Origin of the sequence: Clostridium felsineum DSM 794, from assembly GCF_002006355.2 — a bacterium.
Taxonomy (GTDB): Bacteria; Bacillota; Clostridia; order Clostridiales; family Clostridiaceae; genus Clostridium_S; species Clostridium_S felsineum.
In genome coordinates this window covers 1,092,858-1,116,109 of sequence record NZ_CP096980.1, presented here as the reverse complement: position 1 = coordinate 1,116,109, position 23,252 = coordinate 1,092,858, and the positions used below count along the sequence as shown (strand labels likewise).

The window sequence follows — 23,252 nt, the reverse complement described above, 5'->3', positions numbered from 1 at the left end:
AGCCCCGACTAAAAGCCAGGGCATACATACCAAATTTAATGCACTCTTCTTTCATCCAGACTTTACTGTCGGCTCTGGAATTTAACCAGATCATACCTAAAAAGGCTCGCGGGCTATACCGCCGGTAGGGAATCTCACCCTGCCCTGAAGATTATTTTATATTTTTTATATATTATATATCATTATTAGAATAAATTCAATATGTTTTTAATTTAAAACTACTTTTTCATAGTTAGGGATATCCTATTTCTTTTTTCATCAACTTCTAAAATTCTAACCTCTACTACATCTCCTACTTTTACTACATCAAGAGGATGTTTTACAAAGCTGTCTGAAAGTTGACTTATATGAACAAGTCCATCCTGATGAACCCCAATATCTACAAAAGCTCCAAAATCAGCAACATTTCTTACTGTTCCCATAAGCACCATACCTGGTTTAAGTTGTTTTATGTCCATAATTCCTGTTTTTAATATAGGCTTTGGCATTTCTTCTCTAGGGTCTCTTCCTGGTTTTTTTATTGAACTTATTATATCTGTAAGTGTTGGAACTCCTATATCAAGACTATCAGCTAATTTTTCTATGCCAAAGAATTTTACCTTGCTATCAATATCTTTTAAGTTTCCCTTTGCTATATCTTCTGCTTTATAACCTAGTTTACCTAAAAACTCCTCCGCTTTTTTATAGGATTCAGGGTGAACAGAAGTGTTATCTAGCACATTATCTCCATCCATTATTCTTAAAAATCCTGCACATTGCTCGAAAGCTTTTGGTCCTAGTCTTTTCACCTTTAAAAGCTCTTTTCTGTTACTAAACGCTCCATTCTCTTCTCTATATTCGACTATATTCTTGGCGATATTAGCATTTATACCTGATACATAAGAGAGTAGCGATGGAGTTGCTATATTAAGATCTACTCCTACGTTATTAACACAATCCTCAACTATTCCTTTTAAGGATTCATCCATTTTTTTAGGTGCTACATCGTGCTGATATTGGCCAACACCTATTGATTTAGGATCAATCTTTACAAGCTCACTTAATGGGTCTTGAAGTCTTCTTCCTATAGAAATAGCTCCTCTTAAAGAAACATTTATATCTGGATATTCTTTTGCCGCAAGCTCTGATGCTGAATAAACTGATGCTCCAGCTTCTGAAACTATTACGTAATAAACATCCATTCCTTTTTCCTGCTTTACTTCCTTTAAAAGTCTTGTAACTACTTCCTCAGATTCCCTACTAGCAGTTCCGTTACCTAAAGATACTACCCCTACATTGTATTTATATATAAGCTCTTTTAAAGTCTTTATAGAACCTTCTACATCATTTTGTGGTGCTGTAGCGTAAACCGTAGCTGTATCTAAAAGCTTTCCTGTTTCATCTAAAACTGCAATTTTACAGCCTGTTCTGAAACCAGGATCATATCCAAGAACAGCATTTCCCTTAATTGGTGGCTGCATTAAAAGAGCTTTTAAATTAGCCTTAAATATTTCAATAGCTGAATTCTCTCCTTTTTCAGTAAGCTCAGCTCTTATTTCTCTCTCTATAGATGGATATATTAATCTCTTAAGTGAATCCTTAATACTCTCTTCTATGTACTTATCAGTTACATTATTTCCTGTCAAACAATTTAAAACAAGGTAATTTATTATTTTCTCATCATCTGTTGTTATTTTTACTGATAGAATTTTTTCTTTTTCTCCTCTGTTTATTGCAAGAACTCTATGTGGTGGAATTTTACTTACAGCTTCCTTGAAATCATAGTACATTTCATACGGTGTTGGTTCACTGCTGCTTCCTTGAGTTTCTAAAATACCACTCTTGTAAGTGTACTTTCTTATCCATTTTCTAAATTCAGCATTATCTGATATAACTTCACTTATTATATCCTCAGCACCGTTAAGTGCATCTTGCATAGAATTCACACCTTTTTCCTCATTTATAAAGGTCTTTGCAAACTCTTCTATATTATCCTTGAATTTTCCACTTAAAATTTCGTCTGCAAGAGGCTTTAATCCCTTTTCAAGTGCTATTGTTGCTCTTGTTCTTTTTTTAGGCTTATATGGTCTATATAAATCCTCTACTTCTGTCATTGTTTCTGCTTTTAATACTTTTTCTTTTAATTCATCTGTAAGCTTTCCCTGCTCTTCTATGGACTTTATTACTGTTTCTTTTCTATCATCAAGGTTTCTAAGATAAATCAGGCTTTCGTTTAATTCCCTTAAAGTAACATCACTTAGTCCCCCTGTTCTTTCCTTTCTATATCTTGCTATAAAAGGCACTGTTGCCCCTTCATCTAACATTTCTATTACATTGTTAACTTGACTAACCTTAATTTTTAGCTTCTCAGCCAATCTAGTACTTATATCTTTCATAAATAATTCACCCGATCTCTAATCTTTAATAAATCCGGGCTTTTCACCTCATCTTTCTTTTTGATACTTTAACATTATAAAACAAAAACTTTGGGTATTTCAACTTTAATGTAATATACTTTTTTTTTATTACATAGAAATATATGAACGAATTTATAGGATGGAGATATATGAAAAAAAAACTTATGGTAATACCTCTAATTTTGTTTCTACTACTGTTTGGCTTTAGTTTTTATAAATACCACAGCATACATAAATTCAATGCTAATGCTGTCAAAAAAAACATAGATTTTTTATCTAATAGTGATTTCAAAGGAAGACTTGGTGGTACTCTTGAAAACGAAGAAGCTGCAAGGTATATACAAGCCCAATTTGAAGCTGAAAATCTAAAAAAATTCAACTCAAATTATTATTATCAAGTATTTAAAACCAACTATCCAAAAAAAGTAGCTGGTACTCCTTACTTAAAAGTAATAGATAATACAAATACTTTAGTAAAGACTTATACCTACGGTAAAGATTTTAAAGAAGATTTACTTAGCTTTAAACAAAATCACCCTATTCTTTACAAAAATTTTAGTTTTTCCGAAAGCAAATACTATATAAAAGTTCATTCAGGAAACAACATATATGTGTTCTATTGTCCAGAAAAAGATAACCTATCATTTAGAAGTTCTTTTGATGAAAATAGTCCTTACTCACTATTTGTATCCACAACTGAACAAACTTTAAATGAACTAAAAAATTATCTTAAAAATGGTTATATAGTGGATTGCTTTATACCTTATGAAAATAGTGAAACCAACTTAAAAAACATAGTAGGTTATATTAAGGGGAAAAGTTCTAAAAATCCTATAGTTATATCTGCACACTTTGATCATGTTGGTGAAGATTTAAATGGCAACATCTATCATGGTGCACTGGACAACGCTTCTGGTGTAAGTTTTATTATCGAAATGAGTAAGTTTTTAAAATCCTTAGGTACACCCGACAGAGACATAATATTTGCTGCCTTTAATGGAGAAGAATTTGGCCTTAAGGGTTCAGAAGCTTTTGTAAATAAATATTTATCCTCAATTAAAACTGCTAGCGAATTTAATTTTGATATGGTTGGTTCTAAAACACCTCTCTGCATTATGGGCGCAAAAAAAGATTCTGCCAATACTGATTTAATAAGGGAAACAGCAGATATATGTTCTAAGGATAACGTACCTTTTAATTACTTATTTGAAAATGCCAGTGATCATTCTCCTTTTAGGGATAATAAAATATCTGCACTTACTTTTTGTGATAATGATACCTCAAGAATTCATACACCTTCTGACACAGCTTCACATATTTCTACAGCTGCTATTGATACATGCTTTGAGGTAGCTTCTAAAGAAATCATAAATAAGGCATACGCATCAAATCCATTTATATTATACAATAAAGAAATAACTCTCTTTTCATTGTGTGGCTTTATTTTATCTTCCTTAATTACAATTGTATTCATTTTAAAAAAGACAAAATAAAACTTAACTTATGCATATATGTGCATAAGTTAGTTATTTCTATAAGCTTCAGCTGCAATATCAGGGTCTACTGTATTTATCATTATCCCTGTACCTAACTCAAACCCACCCATTGGATTAAGTCTAGGTATTATATCTAAATAAAAATGGTAAAAATCATTTTCCTCTTTTAAAAAATGAAAACATATATTGTAGCTGCAGTTTTCTTTAATATTATTTAGCTTTCTCAATACTAATGCAATTATTTCTGCTAATTCCATCATTTCTAAATCATTCAAACAAAAGTTACTTTTATGTTTATTTTTAATTATAGTTACTTTATATTGGTACATAGAATCATAAGGACAAAAAGCAGTAAAATAATTGCCTTCTTTGATTATTCTTTTTTTATTTTTGATTTCATTTTTTAAAGTACTACAATAAAAACATTCTCCATTTTTTTCATAGTACTTTTTATTATTATTTATTTCCTCAGAAATTTTATCTGGCATTATATTTATTCCAACTATTTGAGAATGAGGATGTTTCAGTGATGCCCCTGCATCTTTACCGCAATTTTTAAATATTTGAACATACTTTATGTCTTCATTTTCATATAATTTATCCACTGTATATTCATATGCTTTTATAATTTCTTTAAGCTGGTCTTTTGTAAATTCATGCATGTTATCACTATGATTTTTTCCTTCAACCACCACATAATGCTGCCCAAAAATCTCTTTATTGTCTTTACTTTTTTCTTTCACAATAGGATATTTATTTTCAGAAACTTTAACGTAATAAGGCTTATTTGTATTATAAATTACTAAGGGTGTTTTGTATTCATTACCAAGGCAAAACGGACATTCTTTTTCATACTGCACTTTTCTCTCAATTATATCCTTATTTTTTAGTTCAATAGGTCTTTCTGCTCTTCTTTTATTTATTATTACAGTAGTGTTTTTTATTTTATTTCTTCTTATACTCAAAGTTATGCCTCCTTTATAGCAACAATAACTAAAAGCTTTCTTTATTTAGATATTCTATTATAAAGTTATCAATTTCTCCATCCATAACAGCATTTACATTTGAAGTTTCTACACCAGTTCTGTGATCCTTAACCATAGTATATGGCTGAAATACATAAGATCTTATTTGATTTCCCCAACCCATATCCTTAAGTTCACCAGCTAAATCCTCTATTTTCTCTTTATGCATTCTTTCTTTTAATTCAACAAGCTTTGATTTTAACATATTCATAGCAGTTTCTTTGTTAGAATGTTGGCTTCTTTCTGATTGACATTGAACCACTATACCTGTTGGAATATGAGTTATTCTTACTGCTGATTCTGTCTTATTTACATGCTGTCCTCCAGCTCCTGAAGCTCTATAGGTATCTACCCTTAAATCTTCTGGTCTAATAACTATATCTTGACTTTGAGTAAGCTGTGGAAGTACTTCTACAGATGAAAATGAGGTTTGCCTTTTACCATTTGCATTAAAAGGAGAAATTCTCACTAATCTGTGTATTCCCTTTTCTGCTTTTAAATATCCATAGGCAAACTCACCTTCAACATTTATTGTAACACTTTTTATACCTGCTTCATCACCAGGGAGCATATCTACTATGTTTACCTTAAAACCCTTAGCCTCTGCCCACCTTGTATACATCCTTAGGAGCATTTGTGTCCAATCTTGTGCATCTGTACCTCCAACACCTGTATGAAGGTTTAAAATAGCATTGTTTCTATCATATTCTCCAGATAAAATTATTTCTATTTTAAAATTATTTACTTCTTTCTGTAAATCTCGAACTTCTTTTAATATTTCTTCTGCTTCTTCTTCATTTTCTTCTTCTCTACACATTTCTATAAGCACATTGTTATCTTCAATTCTACTTTCAATGGAATTAAATCTATCAATTCTTCCTTTTAGAAATTTTATTTCCATGCTTATTTCCTGTGCTCTTTTTACATCATTCCAGAAATCTGGTTCCTGCATGTCTCTTTCGAGTTCATCTATTCTACTTCTATTTTTATCGAAGTCAAAGAGAAGCCCTCATTTCTTTTGTCATAGTTTCTATTTCTTTTATTACTGAAGCTGCTTCTTCAATCTTTATTAACAAAAAATTCACCCTCTCAGTTTTATATATAAATTTATACCTGCACCATAGCCTTTAAATTTAGAGACTTTTGGAACAGGTATATTTCATTTCAATAATTTTACTTTTGTTATTTACGCTCTTCTTCCACAACAATCTTTGTACTTTTTACCAGAACCACAAGGGCATAAATCATTTCTTCCTACTTTTTTCTCTTTTCTTTTTACTGGTTCCTTTTTAGTATCACCAGTATCGGCTCCACTATAATTTATTTCTGTTTCTTTAACAACTCTCTCTCTTTCAGGAGCTCTTTCTGCTTGAACATGGAATAGATACTTAACAGTTTCTACCTTTATTGTTTCTACCATCTCTTCAAACATTTCGCTTCCTTCCATTTGATATGCTTGAGTAGGATCTTGTTGTTTATATGCTCTAAGTCCTATTCCTTGTTTTAAGTGCTCCATACTGTCTATGTGATCCATCCACTTTGTATCAACAACCCTTAAAAGAATTACACGTTCAAGTTCTCTCATTTGTTCACTTGAGAACTCCTCTTCTTTCTTCTCATATATATCCTTAGCTATTGAATAAAGCTTTTCTTTTATTTCCTCATTTGACATAGTTGAAAGTTCTTCTACTTCCACTAAACCTCTTGGAACACATATATCATCAAGATAATTTAAAATGCTTTCAATATCAGCTTCAAGTTCTTCATCAACTCCGCTCATATGCGCATCAACAGCATTATAAACTATATCTTTTACCATTGCATCTATTTGATCTTTTAAATTTTCACCTTCAAGAACTTCACTTCTCTGTTTGTAGATAATTTCCCTTTGCTTATTCATTACATCATCATATTGAATAAGAGTTTTTCTTATATCAAAGTTATTACCTTCAACCTTCTTTTGAGCGTTCTCTATAGCACCACTTACCATTTTACTTTCTATTGCATCATCGTCTCCAAGACCTAACTTTTCGACCATGCTCTTAAGCTTATCAGAACCAAATATTCTCATAAGATCATCATCTAAAGAAACATAAAATCTTGAATAACCTTTATCACCTTGACGACCAGCACGACCTCTAAGCTGATTATCTATACGCCTTGATTCATGTCTTTCTGTACCAATTATTTTAAGACCACCAAGTTCAATTACTCCATCTCCAAGCTTTATGTCGGTACCACGACCTGCCATATTGGTTGCTATAGTTACCATTCCCTTTTCTCCAGCATGAGATATTATCTCCGCTTCTTGTTCATGATACTTAGCATTCAAAACCTGATGACGTACTCCCTTTTTCTTAAGAAGTGCTGAAAGTACCTCTGACTTTTCGATACTTACAGTACCAACAAGTACTGGCTGACCTTTTTTGTTAGTTTCAGCTATATCTTCAACCACTGCCTTGAATTTTCCAAGTTCAGTTTTATATACTATATCTGATGCATCTATTCTAGCTATTGGTCTATGTGTTGGAATTACAACTACATCCAGACCATATATTTCTCTAAATTCTATTTCTTCTGTAAGTGCTGTACCTGTCATACCAGATAGTTTCTCATACATTCTGAAATAGTTTTGGAAGGTTATTGTAGCAAGTGTTTTTGATTCTTTTTGAACCTTAACACCTTCTTTTGCTTCTATAGCCTGATGAAGTCCATCACTATATCTTCTACCTTCCATAAGTCTTCCTGTAAATTCATCTACTATTACTACTTCATCATCTTTTACCATATAATCCTTATCAAGCTTCATTAAATAATTTGCCTTTAAAGCTTGAGACGTATGATGTTGTATTTCCATGTTCTCTGGATCTGCATAGTTGTCAACATGATAATACTTTTCTGCTTTTGCAACACCTTCATCTGTTAATATAGCAGAGTTTGTTTTTTCATCAATTGTAAAATCCTTTTCTTTTCTTAACATTTTTGCGAAGTTATCTGCAACTTTATAAAACTCAGTGGATTTCTCCCCTTCACCTGAAATTATAAGAGGGGTTCTTGCTTCATCGATTAGTATTGAATCCACCTCATCGACTATACAGAAGTTAAGCGGTCTTTGAACTCTTTCTTCCTTATATATAACCATATTATCTCTTAAATAATCGAATCCAAATTCATTATTTGTACCGTAAGTTATATCCGCGCCGTATGCATCCTGTCTTTGTTTTTGATCAAGTTCATGTACTATTACACCTGTAGTTAATCCAAGATAATGATAAAGCTGGCTCATCCATTCCATATCTCTTTTGGCAAGATAATCATTTACTGTTACTACATGAACTCCCTTACCTGTAATAGCGTTTAAATATGAAGGCAATGTTGCAACTAATGTCTTTCCTTCACCAGTTTTCATTTCTGAAATTCTTCCTTGATGAAGAACAATACCTCCTATAATTTGTTCTCTAAAATGTTTTAAGCCAAGCACTCTTGATGAAGCTTCTCTTACTACCGCAAATGCCTCAACAAGTAAATCATCAAGTGTTTCCCCATTTTCATACCTTTGTTTAAATTCTGCAGTTTTAGCCTTAAGTTCATCCTCACTTAAAGCCTGCATTGATCCATCTAGTGCCTCTACTTTATCAACAAGAGGAATAATTCTTTTTACTTCTTTATCACTATATGTACCAAATATTTTCTCTAACAGTCCCATAATATTCATCCTCACTATAAATTTTATAATATTATTTAAAATGCGGTAATATTAAGCATTTATAATATTAGCATTATTTTTTACCTTAAATAGATTAATTTAATATCTAATAGATTATATCATTTATTCAATAATCATTCAACTTTATATAAGCTTAAAACATTAATTTCTACAAAAAATTAACATTTACAAAAAAAGAGTAAGGAAAATTCCTTACTCTTTTACTAAAATTCTGGTTCTATCAAACCATAATTACCATCTTTTCGTTTATATACTACATTTACTTCATTTGAATCACCATTTTGGAATACAAAAAAGTTATGCCCTAAAAGCTCCATTTCAAGTACTGCTTCCTCTTCAGACATTGGCTTTATAGCAAATCTTTTAGTTTTTACTATTTGAGCCTCTTCTTCTTCCTTGTGATAATCTGGAATTTCCTTAAATCTTAAAGAATCTGAATATTTTCTTCTTTCAAGCTTTGTTTTTTGTTTTCTCACTTGTCTTTCAAGTTTATCACCAACAATATCTATTGAAGCATACATGTTATCGTTTGACTCTTCTCCTCTTAAAATCACACCATTAAAAGGTATTGTGACCTCAACTATTTGTCTGTTCTTTTCAACACTCAATGTAACATGTGCCTCAACTTCAGGTTTAAAGTACTTCTCAAGTTTTGATATTTGTTTCTCGACAGCCTCCCTAAGTCCTGCTGTGACTTCCAAATTTCTTCCACTAATTATTAAATTCATAATTTCAGCCCCTCTCTAAACCCAATATAGATGTACAATTGATTTTCAATTATATATCTTTATCTTAACTTAATTTTAACTTCTATAACTATATTTTAACTTCTTCTAAATGACAAAACAAGTTGAATAAACCAAATAAACTATATGTTAGACAAGTTTATATCTACCTTACTCTTATTTTCTATTTCTTTTAAACCTTTTCTGTTTGAATTATTCATATTTTCAGTTTATTCTGTTAATTGTTTGTTTATTATTTAGTATGCGCATTTTATTTTTTCTTATAATTAAATTTTATTTTTTGTTTTTCTATTTACTTCTTATCTCTTGTTTTTTACATTATAATATATCATGGTTATTCCCTGTAAATTTTATAGAAAATATTGACATTCATGTCATTTTGTTATATAATTTGTATAAAGTTAGTGTAATTTAATATCTTAATATTTTTAATTATATGTAAAATCAACGCAATAAATATTAGGGGATGGTAAAAATAAAATTAGAGATATTGAAAAAATTACCTGAAAAATCTTCAAATCTTCCAACTTTACTTTTTGTACATGGTGCAAGCCATGGAATGTGGTGCTGGCAAGAAAACTTCATTCCATATTTTTCATCTAAAAATTTTCCAGTATATGCATTAGATTTACGTGGACATGGTAAAAGTGAAGGATTTAATGATATTGATTCTTTTTCCTTATCACAATATGCAGATGACGTAATGGAGGTAATGAATCAATTAGATGAAAATGTAATACTTATTGGCCATTCAATGGGTGGTGCGGTAGTTCAAAAGATATTATCCCTACATCCTAAAAACGTTAAAGCAGCAGTTCTTCTATCGTCTGTTCCACATAGTGGAATGTTTAAAGACTTGATAAAACTTCTATTTACACAATTCAAAAATGTTAGACAAGCCAAAAAATCTTTTAGTTGTGAAAATGTAAGATTTCCATTTGAGGTATATGTAGATGACAATATACCATCAGAAAAACTAAAATTATATTCAAACTTAATACAACTTGAATCTAAAAAAGCTTCACTAGAAATATTCACTAGTATTGTTCCCAAAAATTTAAATGTACATATTCCTATGCTAATAGTTGGATCAAAATGTGATAAAATTGTTTCTGCAAAAAGTGTAGCTTTAACAGCCAAATTTTACAAAACCAAACCAATTATCTTAAATAATTTATCCCATGATATGATGCTAGATTCTAACTGGAAGATTGTTGCCGATATAATATATGACTTTTGTGCAGATTTACCAAGAAAAAAATATGTATGTGAGTACGCTAAGACGAGTGTTTAGCATACTGTGATTTCCTTCTTATTAAGTAATCAATTAAAAACCAAATTTTTATGCTTTGTGTAAACACATATCATATTTTTACATAAGTCCACTTAATCGTCCCTTCTTGTTTATTTTTTTCTATTTCTCATCTAAATAACCAAGTATTAATGCTATCATTAGAAAACAATATTATTAAAAAATGAATCTATTCCAAGAAATTTAGCAGTAATAGCTGAATTTTATGCAGCAAGAATTTTATCAGTATTACTAGTTATAAAGTTAGCAATAAGTAATTCTAGTTTAAATAAAAAAAGAGCATCACTTGTGATTAAATTTTAATCATAAGTGATGCTCTTGTAATTTTTTTCAAAGCTACAAAGTTATTTCACTAATTATTGATTTATAATTACATATATTAACCTAATACTTATACCAAAATAAATATAAACTCATATATTATTACTTAATTAAGTGTTTGCTTTTTAAAAATTCGTCTGCTACATTTTTAGGATCTTGTCCATTATCAACTTTATAATTAAGTTCTCTCATTTCATCATCTGTGATTTGATTTTTAAGTTTTGAGAGAACAGATTTTAATTCAGGAAACTTTTTCAGGGTATCTTCACTTACAATTGGAACCGCATAATACGGTGGAAAAAAGTTCTTATCATCTTTTAATGTTTTTAAATTAAATTTCTTTAACAATCCATCTGTTGAAAAAGCATCTGTTACTTGTGTTTCATTTTTATTCAAAGATGAGTACCTGAGTCCTCCATCTAATCCCTTTGTACTTTTAAAATTAAGTCCATAACTTTTATTTAATCCAATAAATCCATCTGTTCTATTTAAAAATTCCATAGTACTACCTAAAACAAAATTATTACTTACTTTTGCTAAATCAGATACTGTATTTATATTATATTTTGCAGCTAAGTCTCTATTCATTGCAAGTACATAAGTATTATTAAAACCAATTGGATCAAGCCAAGCTATATTATATTTATCATGAAAGAAGCTTTTAACTTCATTAAATACTTTTTGTTCATTAGCTTCAGAAGATTTTTTCATTATATCCACAAGACCTGTACCTGTATATTCAACATACATATCTATATCTCCTGATTTTAATGCATTAAAAGCTACACTTGTACCACCAAGATTTAATTTTCTTTCTACTTTATAATTTGTATTATGTTCTATTAAAGAAGCTATCATATTGCCCACTATAAGTTGTTCATTAAAATTCTTTGAACCAACTACAATAACTTTTTTATTCATGCTTTTATAAAACATTACTGAACCAGAAACTACAATTATTATTGTAAGAATAGCAGCTATAATTCTATTACGTTTTTTATTAACTTTTTTAGACCTAGATTTTTTTCTTCCTTCTGTAGTAACTAAATTTTCTATCTTGCCTATTATAAAATCTAAAAGCAGGGCAAGTATTGAAGCGGGGATTGCCCCAGCTAATATCATGTTATTATTTACTGTTTGCACACCAGAAAATACAAGGTATCCAAGACCACCAGCACCAATAAACGCAGCAATTGTCATAAGACCTACAGCTGTTACCACTGAAATTCTTATACCTGACATTATTACAGGCATTGCTAGCGGTAAACTTATCTTTATAAGTATTTGGTTCTTTGTTAATCCTATACCTGTTGCTGCTTCAATTATGTGAGGTTGTACATTTTTAAGACCAGTAAATGTATTCTTTATAATAGGAAGTAATGAATATAAAACAACCATTACTATGGCAGGTTTACTGCCTATTCCAAAGAAAGGAATCAAAAATCCTAACAGTGCCATACTTGGAATAGATTGAGCTATATTTGCTAATGCTATAACTGACGAAGAAATTTTTCTAGCTCTTGTTATTAAAATTCCTATAGGTACTCCTATAATTATTGAAATAATTACTGCAAATAGTGTAAGTTCTATATGTTGAATAAATAGACTAAATATTTGGTCTTTTCTGTCAATTACAAAATTAATAAAGCTACTCATACAAATCGACCTCCTTGTTAATAAATTGATTGCTTAATACAGAAAGCAAACTACTTTTTGTAATAAGTCCAACGAGGTTCGCCTTATTATCTAAAACTGGCATAAAACCAATTTTTTTGTTTTCAATTATTTCTAGTACCTTTATTATTGAATCACTTTCATTTATTGTAATTAAATTATTTCTCATAATATCTTTAACCTTTTTATTTTCATTTATACTAACTTTTAATTCCCTTAAAGTAACAACTCCAAGTAATTTATTATCCTTAGAAGTTATAATCAATCTATCAACATGATTTGATTTCATAATTTCTAAGGCTTGAATTGAAGTTCTTTCCGGACTTGATTTCACCACAGTTTTTATCATTATATCTTTAACCTTAATCAAATCAGGCTGATTCCATATCATATTTTCACCAACAAAAGTCTTTACAAAATCATCCTTAGGTTTTCTTAGTATTTTATCTGGAGTATCATACTGAATTACTTCCCCGTCTTTCATAATGCAAATTCTATCTGCCAACTTTAAAGCTTCATCCATATCATGTGTTACAAATACTATAGTCTTTTTTAAATTTTGATGTATTGAAAAAATTTCATCTTGAAGTTGATTTCTTGTTATTGGATCTAGTGCACTAAAGGGTTCATCCATAAGTATTACCTCAGGATCCATAGCAAGCGCACGTGCAATTCCAATTCTTTGCTGTTGACCACCACTTAATTCATTCGGATACTTGTACCTATAACTTTCAGGATCTAGTCCAACTAAATTTAGTAATTCTTCTACTTTGCTACTAATTTTATCTTTATCAATTTTCTCAATATTCATTATCATTCCTATATTCTCTTCTACTGTGAGATGTGGAAAAAGTCCTGTTTGCTGTATTACATATCCTATATTTCTTCTTAATTTAATAGTATTTTCTTTTTCTATTTTATTTCCGTCTATTAAAATTTCACCAGAAGTTTGAGTTATTAATCTATTTATCATCTTTAATGTAGTTGTTTTTCCACATCCACTTGGTCCAATTAAAGTTACAAGTTCACCTTTATTAATAGTTATATTAACATTATTTAATATAGTTTTACCATTAACTTTTTTATATATATTTTTTAATTCTATCAAAAAAACACCCCTTACTATAATAAGAAACAACTTGACTTAAAAATCAAGTTGTTTCTTATTATACTATAGTATAGCCATTTTGTAAAGTTTAATGATATTCAATATCAATGTACACCCATTTATAACTATTATTACTTTACATTTTTCAATAGTTATTTTGTCGAATTTTGTTTGTAATATAAATATAAAAAAAAATGAGCTTACGCTCATCACCTTAACATTTTTATTATTTTATATCATTATAAATAAAACTTTTAATTCTATAATAACTTCCCTCATCACCTATGGCTATAAATATATCATTACTTTTAAAAATTGAATATGGACCTGGTGAAAGTATAAGTTTTCCATCACGACGTATCCCTATTATTGTAGCACCAGTATTCTGCCAAAACTTAGTTTCAGAAATTTTTTTCCCAACAATATCTAAATTATCATATATTTTAAACTCAAATGGAATAAATGGATTTGTTTCACTAAACCTACTAGAATAGTCTATTAATTCATTAGTAATACTATCTATCCTTTTTTCTAATTCATTTCTACTATTTATTAGTTCTTCAATCTCTGCCTTTAAAGAGGTTAAGGAATTTGTATCCTTATACTTTTTTATAAATTCAAGACATTTATCTAAGGATGTTATGATTATACCGTTACCTTTTTCAACTTTTACTATACCAGTATCATTTAATATAGCAACAGCACGCCTTATAGTTTCAGGAGAAACTTTGTAGTGACCTGCAAGATGGGAACGACCATGCAATTTCATTCCTACTGAAAAATCCCCAGATACTATCCTATTTGCAATGTCAATAGCAATTTTTTGATAAACAGGTTTTGTTACACATTGAGACATAGCTTTAAGACTCCATTTGCATTACAATGGAGAACCTCCTCTTTATATTCAATTTCACTATGAATTAATAAAAATATTAAGTTAGTTGACCTGGTTTTTGACCCCACACTCGCCTGCTGGAACTTTCGCTACCCGGTATTATCCTCTCACTACTAATTCTCTCGCCTTAAGCGGCAGGACTTACTTCTAAGCCGCACCATGCTCATTAAAACTTTGTTTAACTTACGTGGATCGTTTCGCCTGCGACTGGCATCGACTTTCAACCACAAACCTAACTTAATATAATAATATTATATACTACTTTTTGCTATAGTCAATACTATAACTTTTTTTGCTCCATTTTCTATCAATTCTTTTGAACAAAAAAAGGTTGTTGCTCCAGTGGTGAAAACATCATCGATAAGTAGTACAACCTTGTTTCCAATTTTATCTTTAGGCTTAAAAACAAATGTTCCCTTTAAATTATTCCACCGCATTTCATCTGTAAGTCCTATCTGATCCTTTGTTTGTGTAGTTTTTCTTATGTAGTGTTTTAATGGTTTATCAGACATTCTAGAAAGCTTTAGCGCTAAAAATTCGCTTTGGTTAAATCCTCTCTTTCTAAAATCATATTTAGTCATTGGTACATAAACTATTTCATCAAATTGCACCTTATTTTTAACTAATACTTTATTCATAAGCTCAGCTAAAGCTTCACCACATAAAAAATCTTTTCTGTATTTTAATTTTATTATCATCTCACGTATAATACTTGAATAATATGCAGCGCAATATACGGTAAAATTAATACCATTTTTATCAATAATATAAGAACTATTACAAAACTTCACTTTATTCAAACACTCTTTGCAAAGAATTTCATCATCATAAATTTCTTTTTTACAAGCCGAACATTTTTCACCATTACAATATATAATGCTAACTATTGCATCAAATATATATATTAAATAGTTAATAATCCTTTTTCCCATGCTATTTTGTTAAAATTTCTTGTTATATCTTTAGCCTTTTCCATACATTCTGTTTCTTTATTAGCTATAAATATAACTTCTCCTCTCCTTGAAATATCACTTTTTCCCGTTCTTCCACAAAAATAAATAAGTGATTTAAAGCTAAATCTATTATCTTCATTAAAATACACCATTATGTTTGCATCACTTTCTGGTGTTAAAACTTCATCAAATCTATCTGTTATAATTATTGACTTTTTTAATTCTCCTAAACCCATTTTTTTATTTTTGCTTGAATATTCGAACACTTTACCTTTAAATCCTAGTTTATAATTCGTTAAATAATTAAAAAAGCTATTCATTCTGTTAATATCTTTAACTGGTATTACTGTGTTTTTATTAGAACTTACAGACCACTTAAGGTAATCATAAACGACAAATGGCATATCATTATTTATATCTATTCTAGTAAGTATAACCCTTGGTTCAACTACAGGCATACCATCATAATTTATTGGTATTGTTATTTCTCTTCCTCTATCAAATATAGAATCAACTGAATAAGCTATAAATTTACACTCTTTTGTTTCAAATCTCTCAAGTAGTCTTATTATTTCTCTTCTATTATGCATAGGAAAACTTCTTATGTCATCATAAATAACCAAATCAAATTTAAACTGAAGATCAAAAGCATTTTCATAATTACATACTATAAAATTTGATGTTGTATACAATGTTTTACCCCTATAATATATATAATCCTTATGATTGGATCTTTTTATTAATTTCACTATTTCAACATCTTTTTCATTTTCATCCGTTATATAAAGAACACTTTTTCCATTTGCCATATACTCAATTATACTGCTCAAAAAAATCTCTGATGTATTGTATGGTGGTGAATTTAAATTTATATATCTTTCTCTGCTATTTAATAATTTCGAAAGAGTCTGAGCTATTTTATTGTATTCTTCTCTAATTTTAACAAATGATCTTTCCATTACAAATCTCTCCTAACTCTCTTCTTTTATTATATCTTCAATTCTCCATTTAAGTCCTGAATATCTTTCAAAGCTTTTATCATTATCTATCATAAATTTAATAGCTTTAGGAAACCCAACTATTACAACTAACTGCTTAGCTCTTGTAATTCCAGTATACAAAAGATTTCTATTCATAAGTAGGGGTGGTCCCATTGTCATTGGAAGAATTACTACTGGAAATTCACTTCCTTGGCTTTTGTGAATGGTTACTGCATATGCAAGTTCTAATTCATCTAAATTAATTCTTTCATATGTAACTTCTTTTTCATCATCAAAAATAACTATAACATTATTATCTTCATCTATATCATTGACAACTCCTATATCTCCATTAAAAACTCCTTCTCCAGACTTTTCCCCTTCGCCTGTTATCCTATTCCACTTTAACATATAGTTATTCTTTATCTGCATAACTTTGTCTCCAACCCTAAAAATATTGTCACGAAATTTAATTTCAGGTTTATTTTTATGAGGTGGATTTATAATGCTCTGTAAATTAGTATTTAAATTTATTACCCCTGCACTACCTCTTTTCATGGGCGAAAGTACTTGTATGTCTCTTACAGCATTCCATTTCTTATTAAACTTAGGAAGCCTTTCATATACTAAACTAATTATAGTATTAGTTATACCTTCTGCATTATCTTCTTTTATAAAATAAAAATCCTTATCCTTCCTATTCAAAAGTGGCATTTCACCATTGTTAATTTTATGAGCATTTACTATAATCATACTCTCCTTAGATTGTCTAAATATATCTGCTAATCTAACAACTTTTACACATTTACTCTCAATTATATCTCTAAGAACATTTCCTGGTCCAACAGATGGAAGTTGATCTACATCTCCAACTATTATAACCCTAGTTCCCATACCTATTGATTTTAAAAGACTATTCATCAAGACAATATCAATCATTGATGCTTCATCTATTATTACAACATCACATTGAAGTGTACTGTCATTATTGTTATCTAGAAACACCTCATCTTCATAACCAATCTCCAGTAACCTATGAATAGTTTTAGCTTCCCTACCTGTTGATTCGGACATTCTTTTTGCGGCTCTTCCTGTCGGTGCAGCCATAAATACCTTCATGTTTAATTCTTCAAATATATACGTTATACATCTTATTATCGTTGTTTTTCCAGTTCCAGGACCTCCTGTTATAACTTCTATTCCGTTTAAAAACGCTCCCTCAATAGCTTCAATTTGAGATGGTGCAAACTTTATTCCATTTTCATTTTCAAATTGTTTTATTTTTTCATCTACATTTATATCTAGACTTTTATAACTGTCATAAGCAAGTGTTACTATTTTTCTTGTTATACCTATTTCACAATAATAATATTCCATAGTAAAAACGCAATTTTCGCCATTTATTATTTCCACTTTTATTCTTTGAGAAAGTGTACATTCATATACTGCTTTTTCTACTTCATCTTTTTTTACATTTAGTACTTCCATGCAATTTTTTATAAGCTTTTCCATTGGCATATATGTGTTACCTAACATACAAAATTCATTTATCACATAAGATACACCACTTTGAATTCTAAATGGAGAATTTCCTTCTATTCCAAGACTTCTAGCTATTTTATCTGCTGTTTTAAATCCTATTCCAGATATTTCTTCAACAAGTATATATGGATTTTGTTTCACTACTTCTATAGCCTTTGCTTTATAATGATTATATATTTTTACACATTGTTTGGGCGTCACTCCATAATTTTGAAGAAAAATCATTATATTTCTTACTTCTCTTTGTTCAGAATAAGTCTCATATATCTTATCTATTTTCTTTTTACCTATTCCCTCTATTTCACTTAATCTATATATATCATTATCTAATATTTCAAGCGTTTGTTCTCCAAATTTGTTTACTATTTTTTGGGCTGTTACTGGTCCTATTCCAGCAATAATTCCTGATGCTAGATATTTTTCTATACCTAATAAAGAATTGGGTAAAATTTCCTCACAACGTTCTATTTTAAACTGTTTTCCAAACTGAGGATGAACAATCCATTCTCCTGAAACCTTTAAAGATTGCCCTTCCATAACATAGGGTATACACCCAACTATTGTAATTTTATCCTCTTCTTTTGGCTTGGCATTAGCAACTACATACCCATTCTCTTCATTTTTAAACACAACAGTGTCGACAACACAATGAAGTTCTAACATACAGATTTCCCCTTACTTACAGTAATTTTTCAACAAACTATAGTTTTATTCTTCTTACTTTTAATTTAACTATAATAACCCTCATACGAAAAAGAGATACAACTATATATGTACCCCCTTCTACAATTTTATCTTTTTGTAAGATGCTTATTGCAAATGATTTCAGTTAGTTTTAAAGCTAATATAATACCTATATAAATTAAAACACAAAATATCTCAACACCAACTCTTTTTCCAGACCAAATATATAAAAAATTTAATATATGCAAGAAAGTTTTAAGTGCTAAAAATGTCAATCCAAAAGATATAACTACTATAAAAATCAAAACTTTTATCATGAAATTTTTCAAATTACAAATCATGTGCAAAAATCCACCTTCATATGGATTTTCCATAAACCTACCTTCTTTACCACGATAATTACTCTTATTATAATATCATAGTATGCACAAATTTAAAATATCATATTAAAACATTTTAACACAAGTATAATGGTATGTTAACATCTTTTTCAATTATTTAAATATACATAAAAAATATGCTACCTAAAGGCAGCATATTTTTTATATATATTTTTTTATTTCTTGGACTCTATCTAGATTCTCCCATGGTAATTCCACATCTAATCTTCCAAAATGTCCATAAGCTGCTACTTGTCTATATATAGGTCTCCTAAGTTCAAGATCCCTTATTATAGCTCCTGGTCTTAAATCAAATACTTTCTCTACTATTTCAACGATTTTACTTTCTGATATCTTACCTGTACCAAATGTATCAACTAATATAGATACTGGCTTTGCAACTCCTATTGCATAAGCAAGTTGTACCTCAAGTTTATCAGCAATTCCAGCTGCTACAAGATTTTTAGCTACCCATCTTGCTGCATAAGCTGCTGATCTATCAACTTTAGTTGGATCTTTTCCAGAAAATGCACCACCGCCGTGTCTACCATATCCGCCATACGTATCAACGATTATTTTTCTTCCTGTAAGTCCTGTATCACCTTGGGGACCTCCAACAACAAATCTTCCAGTAGGATTTATATAGTACTTTGTGTTTTGGTCTAAAAGTTCAGGAGATATAACTTTCTTTATTACTTCTTCTATCATATCTCTTTCAATTTGATCATGCTCAACCTCTGGACCATGCTGTGTAGATATTACAACAGCATCAATTCTTACTGGCTTATCATCTTCATATTCTACTGTAACTTGAGTTTTTCCATCTGGTCTTAAATAACTTAAGGTACCATCTTTTCTAACATCAGCTAATCTTTTAGATAATCTATGAGCTAGTGCTATAGGCATTGGCATATATTCTTTTGTTTCATTTGTTGCAAAACCAAACATCATACCTTGGTCTCCTGCACCAACAGCATCAATTTTATCCATTTCACCTTTTCTAGATTCTAAAGCTTCATCTACTCCCATAGCAATATCTGCAGATTGCTCATCAATTGATGTTACCACTGCGCATGTATCACAATCAAAACCATATTTAGCTCTAGTATAACCTATTTCCCTTAAAGTCTTTCTTACTATCTTAGGAATATCTACATAACAGTTTGTTGATATTTCTCCCATGACATTAACAATACCGGTAGTTACTGTAGTTTCACATGCAACTCTTCCATTAGGGTCTTTTTCTAGAATAGCATCTAAAACAGCATCTGATATTTGGTCACAAATTTTATCTGGATGGCCTTCTGTTACTGACTCTGATGTAAATAATTTTCTCATTATCTCCAATTCCTCCTCTAATTATAATATAAAAAATAATAAAAGCCTCTTCAATAAGAAGAGACTTGATTAACATTCTCTCTCTTATCTTGCAGAATATCTCTGCAGGAATTGGCACCTTTATGTTATTAAATAACATCGGTTGCCGGGCTTCATCGGGCCATTTCCCTCCACCTCTCTTGATAAGAGCCATATTTCAATTTTTTTAAACTAAATATAAAAATCCCAATACAACATCACAAAATTTTACATAAATACAATTTACATATTAATAATATATCACTTAGCAAATATAGTCAATACAAATTCTTAAAAAAAAAGACACTTAGTGTCTTTTTGGTGGAGGAACATGGATTCGAACCATGGAAAGCTGAGCTAACAGATTTACAGTCTGCCCCCTTTGGCCACTCGGGAATTCCTCCATATATGGTGCTGGCAGTAGGAATTGAACCCACAACCTACTGATTACAAGTCAGTTGCTCTACCAATTGAGCTATGCCAGCTTATTAAGTTTTGTATGGTGGGCATTACAGGGCTCGAACCTGTGACCCTCTGCTTGTAAGGCAGATGCTCTCCCAGCTGAGCTAAACGCCCATACATATAATGGTGGAGGAACATGGATTCGAACCATGGAAAGCTGAGCTAACAGATTTACAGTCTGCCCCCTTTGGCCACTCGGGAATTCCTCCACATGACTTGCAGGTGATGTTTTCACCGCATCAACAAGTAATAGTATACAGTGATAATCATTTAAAATCAATTCCCATTTTAGACCATTAAATATAAATATCATTGTATTATTCCATTTTTCTCTCAATTACTTCACTTTAATCATCTACTTTAATTTTATACAATATTGCTTTTAAAACTTATTGTGATAATAATATGCTTACCATCATATAAATTATCTAGGAGGTGATTCTGTTGAATAAAATAAAGACTTCTTACAATACACCAATGGCATACTATAAACTTTCGAATTTCTTAAAACACTATATTACTGATGATACAATAGTAGTATGTATAGGAACAGATCGCTGTATAGGTGATTGTCTTGGTCCCTTAGTTGGAACTATGCTGAAGGAAAAATTTTTTCCCTTAGATGTTTATGGTACAATTTCAGAACCTATACATGCTTTAAATATAGATAAAAAATTATATAAAATAAAGAATAATCATAAAAATTCAACAATAATAGGTATAGACGCTTGCTTAGGTGATACAGAAAACATAGGTGAAATTCAAGTAAGGGATTACGCTATTCATCCTGGAAAGGGTGTTGGAAAATCACTTCCTGATGTCGGTGAGGTCTCCATTGTTGGAATAGTAGATTCCTGCGAAAGTAGTGAATTATTCACTAATAGAAATATACGTTTAAATTTAGTCTTTGAAATGTCAAAAATTATAGTACAAACAATAATACATTCATACTACCTTTACCAAAACCTTCAAGATAATACTTTTCCCAATAATATGCCTAACTTCAAATAAAACATGAGAAAATATATAAATTATAATTTTATTTAATAAAAAATTGAAAGTGCAATATGCCCTTTCAATTTTTTATTGATATTTACTTTTAAAGTTATAAATATATAATTAACACTAATTAGATTTATTTTATAAGACTTAAATCTAAATCATCACTATTCATATCTAATTTATCTATATATTCAAGTGATTTTCCTGTTCCTAATGCAACACATGATACAGGATCTTCTGCAACATATACAGGTACCTGAGTTATATCTTGAATAAATTTATCAAGACCATTTAACAGAGCACCTCCGCCTGTCATCATTATACCCTTATCAGATACATCTGCTGCTAACTCTGGAGGTGTTTTCTCAAGAACAGCATGTGCACATTCTGCAATTGAACTTACAGCCTCTCTAAGAGCTTCTCTCATTTCCGAAGAAGATACCTCAACATTTTTAGGAAGACCTGTAACCAAATCTCTTCCTCTTATTTCCATAGTCTCTTCTATTTCTTTTTTATAAGCCGAACCTATATTTATCTTTAAATCCTCAGCTGTTCTTTCTCCGATCATTAATTTGTGTTTTTTTCGTATATATTTTATTATAGATTCGTCAAATGTATCTCCAGCTACTTTTATAGAACTTCTTACCACCATACCGCCTAATGAAATTACAGCTATATCAGTAGTTCCTCCTCCTATATCTATAACCATATTTCCGCTTGCTTTAGAAATATCAAGTCCAGCTCCAATAGCTGCTGCTAATGGTTCCTCTATTAAACTAACTTTCTTAGCTCCAGCATTTTTTGCAGCATCTTTTACTGCTCTCTTTTCAACTCCTGTAGCTTCACAAGGGACACATATTATAATCTTAGGCTGAGATACTCTTCTTTTACCGCAAGCTTTTCTTATAAAGTGTTTGAGCATTTTCTCAGTCACATCATAATCAGAAATCACACCATTTCTTAATGGACGTATTGCAGTAATATTGCCAGGCGTTCTACCTATCATTTGCCTTGCTTCTTCTCCAACAGCTAAAACTTCATTATTAGTACGGTTTATTGCTACAACAGATGGTTCTTTTAAAATTACACCTTTACCTTTTAAATAAACCAAAACTGTAGCAGTTCCTAGGTCTATTCCCATATCATTTCCTATACCAAAAAACATTCCTTTATTCACTCCATCTCATACGTTT

General features: G+C 30.1%; 17 protein-coding genes, 4 tRNA genes and 2 riboswitches. Of the genes, 3 read left to right on the top strand and 18 right to left on the bottom strand.

Going from position 1 to position 23,252, the window contains the following annotated elements:
* Window positions 1–39: 39 nt before the first annotated feature.
* Window positions 40–156, bottom strand: a riboswitch (FMN riboswitch).
* Between the two features lie 62 nt (window positions 157–218).
* Window positions 219–2,375, bottom strand: a complete 2,157-nt coding sequence (locus CLFE_RS05380; RefSeq protein WP_077892523.1) for a Tex family protein — start codon at window positions 2,373–2,375, stop codon at window positions 219–221.
* A gap of 170 nt (window positions 2,376–2,545) precedes the next feature.
* Between CLFE_RS05380 and CLFE_RS05375 the strand changes: the two genes are divergently transcribed.
* Window positions 2,546–3,889: a M28 family metallopeptidase gene (locus tag CLFE_RS05375; RefSeq protein ID WP_077892522.1), complete on the top strand. Its 1,344-nt coding sequence runs from the start codon at window positions 2,546–2,548 to the stop codon at window positions 3,887–3,889.
* 29 nt (window positions 3,890–3,918) lie between these two features.
* On the opposite strand, the gene CLFE_RS05370 is transcribed toward CLFE_RS05375, so the two are convergent.
* The 4 genes from CLFE_RS05370 to hpf form a co-directional block, all read right to left on the bottom strand.
* Window positions 3,919–4,857, bottom strand: coding sequence for a DUF4931 domain-containing protein (locus CLFE_RS05370; protein ID WP_077892521.1), 939 nt, complete (start codon window positions 4,855–4,857; stop codon window positions 3,919–3,921).
* A 28-nt stretch (window positions 4,858–4,885) separates the two neighbouring features.
* Window positions 4,886–5,993 (bottom strand): peptide chain release factor 2 gene (gene prfB / locus CLFE_RS05365; RefSeq protein ID WP_432706061.1). Its coding sequence is split into 2 segments (ribosomal slippage): window positions 4,886–5,926 and window positions 5,928–5,993, totalling 1,107 coding nucleotides; the frame shifts between segments, so codons are not numbered across the junction.
* Between the two features lie 110 nt (window positions 5,994–6,103).
* Entirely contained in the window at window positions 6,104–8,623 is a 2,520-nt protein-coding gene (secA, locus tag CLFE_RS05360; RefSeq protein ID WP_077892519.1) for a preprotein translocase subunit SecA, read from the bottom strand.
* A 224-nt stretch (window positions 8,624–8,847) separates the two neighbouring features.
* The gene (gene hpf, locus CLFE_RS05355; RefSeq protein WP_077834206.1) at window positions 8,848–9,372 is read right to left on the bottom strand and encodes a ribosome hibernation-promoting factor, HPF/YfiA family; all 525 of its coding nucleotides are present in this window, start codon (window positions 9,370–9,372) and stop codon (window positions 8,848–8,850) included.
* Between the two features lie 484 nt (window positions 9,373–9,856).
* Between hpf and CLFE_RS05350 the strand changes: the two genes are divergently transcribed.
* Window positions 9,857–10,684: an alpha/beta hydrolase gene (locus CLFE_RS05350; RefSeq protein WP_207651350.1), complete on the top strand. Its 828-nt coding sequence runs from the start codon at window positions 9,857–9,859 to the stop codon at window positions 10,682–10,684.
* Window positions 10,685–11,125: 441 nt separating this feature from the next.
* On the opposite strand, the gene CLFE_RS05345 is transcribed toward CLFE_RS05350, so the two are convergent.
* The 12 genes from CLFE_RS05345 to CLFE_RS05290 all read right to left on the bottom strand — a co-directional run bounded on the left by CLFE_RS05345 (window position 11,126) and on the right by CLFE_RS05290 (window position 21,266).
* Window positions 11,126–12,679 (bottom strand): ABC transporter permease/substrate-binding protein, encoded by a 1,554-nt coding sequence (locus tag CLFE_RS05345; protein WP_077892518.1) that lies wholly within the window; start codon window positions 12,677–12,679, stop codon window positions 11,126–11,128.
* Window positions 12,672–13,805, bottom strand: a complete 1,134-nt coding sequence (locus tag CLFE_RS05340) for an ABC transporter ATP-binding protein (RefSeq protein WP_077892517.1) — start codon at window positions 13,803–13,805, stop codon at window positions 12,672–12,674. Before CLFE_RS05340 ends, CLFE_RS05345 begins: the two co-directional genes overlap by 8 nt.
* A gap of 226 nt (window positions 13,806–14,031) precedes the next feature.
* On the bottom strand, window positions 14,032–14,661 hold the full coding sequence (locus tag CLFE_RS05335; protein WP_077892516.1) for a GntR family transcriptional regulator: 630 nt from the start codon (window positions 14,659–14,661) through the stop codon (window positions 14,032–14,034).
* A 290-nt stretch (window positions 14,662–14,951) separates the two neighbouring features.
* Complete coding sequence (locus CLFE_RS05330; protein WP_077892515.1) at window positions 14,952–15,632, bottom strand: ComF family protein; 681 nt, start codon at window positions 15,630–15,632, stop codon at window positions 14,952–14,954.
* A complete protein-coding gene (locus tag CLFE_RS05325) occupies window positions 15,605–16,612 on the bottom strand; it encodes a hypothetical protein (protein ID WP_077834201.1) in 1,008 nt (335 codons plus the stop codon). Before CLFE_RS05325 ends, CLFE_RS05330 begins: the two co-directional genes overlap by 28 nt.
* 12 nt (window positions 16,613–16,624) lie before the next feature.
* The gene (gene recD2 / locus CLFE_RS05320; RefSeq protein ID WP_077892514.1) at window positions 16,625–18,838 is read right to left on the bottom strand and encodes an SF1B family DNA helicase RecD2; all 2,214 of its coding nucleotides are present in this window, start codon (window positions 18,836–18,838) and stop codon (window positions 16,625–16,627) included.
* 128 nt (window positions 18,839–18,966) lie between these two features.
* The gene (locus CLFE_RS05315) at window positions 18,967–19,233 is read right to left on the bottom strand and encodes a hypothetical protein (RefSeq protein ID WP_077834199.1); all 267 of its coding nucleotides are present in this window, start codon (window positions 19,231–19,233) and stop codon (window positions 18,967–18,969) included.
* Between the two features lie 168 nt (window positions 19,234–19,401).
* The gene (gene metK, locus CLFE_RS05310; RefSeq protein ID WP_077892513.1) at window positions 19,402–20,577 is read right to left on the bottom strand and encodes a methionine adenosyltransferase; all 1,176 of its coding nucleotides are present in this window, start codon (window positions 20,575–20,577) and stop codon (window positions 19,402–19,404) included.
* 81 nt (window positions 20,578–20,658) lie between these two features.
* A riboswitch (SAM riboswitch) is annotated at window positions 20,659–20,766 on the bottom strand.
* Window positions 20,767–20,914: 148 nt separating this feature from the next.
* Window positions 20,915–20,999 (bottom strand) — tRNA-Tyr (locus CLFE_RS05305).
* Between the two features lie 5 nt (window positions 21,000–21,004).
* Window positions 21,005–21,080, bottom strand: a tRNA-Thr gene (locus CLFE_RS05300).
* Window positions 21,081–21,095: 15 nt separating this feature from the next.
* Window positions 21,096–21,171: transfer RNA gene (locus CLFE_RS05295), tRNA-Val, on the bottom strand.
* 10 nt (window positions 21,172–21,181) lie between these two features.
* Window positions 21,182–21,266: transfer RNA gene (locus tag CLFE_RS05290), tRNA-Tyr, on the bottom strand.
* 235 nt (window positions 21,267–21,501) lie between these two features.
* On the opposite strand from CLFE_RS05290, the gene yyaC reads away from it, so the two are divergent.
* A complete protein-coding gene (gene yyaC, locus CLFE_RS05285) occupies window positions 21,502–22,068 on the top strand; it encodes a spore protease YyaC (protein WP_077892512.1) in 567 nt (188 codons plus the stop codon).
* A 124-nt stretch (window positions 22,069–22,192) separates the two neighbouring features.
* Here yyaC and CLFE_RS05280 read toward each other — a convergent pair whose 3' ends face one another.
* A complete protein-coding gene (locus tag CLFE_RS05280; RefSeq protein WP_077835776.1) occupies window positions 22,193–23,224 on the bottom strand; it encodes a rod shape-determining protein in 1,032 nt (343 codons plus the stop codon).
* Window positions 23,225–23,252: the final 28 nt, after the last annotated feature.

Bases quoted from the DNA above. Each gene is read 5' to 3' on its own strand.
- CLFE_RS05345 (WP_077892518.1), bottom strand. From the start codon at position 12,679: ATGAGTAGCTTTATTAATTTTGTAATTGACAGAAAAGACCAAATATTT.
- CLFE_RS05380 (WP_077892523.1), bottom strand. From the start codon at position 2,375: ATGAAAGATATAAGTACTAGATTGGCTGAGAAGCTAAAAATTAAGGTT.
- secA (WP_077892519.1), bottom strand. From the start codon at position 8,623: ATGGGACTGTTAGAGAAAATATTTGGTACATATAGTGATAAAGAAGTA.
- recD2 (WP_077892514.1), bottom strand. From the start codon at position 18,838: ATGTTAGAACTTCATTGTGTTGTCGACACTGTTGTGTTTAAAAATGAA.
- CLFE_RS05315 (WP_077834199.1), bottom strand. From the start codon at position 19,233: ATGGAAAATCCATATGAAGGTGGATTTTTGCACATGATTTGTAATTTG.
- CLFE_RS05335 (WP_077892516.1), bottom strand. From the start codon at position 14,661: ATGTCTCAATGTGTAACAAAACCTGTTTATCAAAAAATTGCTATTGAC.
- CLFE_RS05280 (WP_077835776.1), bottom strand. From the start codon at position 23,224: ATGTTTTTTGGTATAGGAAATGATATGGGAATAGACCTAGGAACTGCT.
- metK (WP_077892513.1), bottom strand. From the start codon at position 20,577: ATGAGAAAATTATTTACATCAGAGTCAGTAACAGAAGGCCATCCAGAT.
- CLFE_RS05375 (WP_077892522.1), top strand. From the start codon at position 2,546: ATGAAAAAAAAACTTATGGTAATACCTCTAATTTTGTTTCTACTACTG.
- CLFE_RS05350 (WP_207651350.1), top strand. From the start codon at position 9,857: ATGGTAAAAATAAAATTAGAGATATTGAAAAAATTACCTGAAAAATCT.
- CLFE_RS05325 (WP_077834201.1), bottom strand. From the start codon at position 16,612: ATGGAAAGATCATTTGTTAAAATTAGAGAAGAATACAATAAAATAGCT.
- CLFE_RS05330 (WP_077892515.1), bottom strand. From the start codon at position 15,632: ATGGGAAAAAGGATTATTAACTATTTAATATATATATTTGATGCAATA.
- hpf (WP_077834206.1), bottom strand. From the start codon at position 9,372: ATGAATTTAATAATTAGTGGAAGAAATTTGGAAGTCACAGCAGGACTT.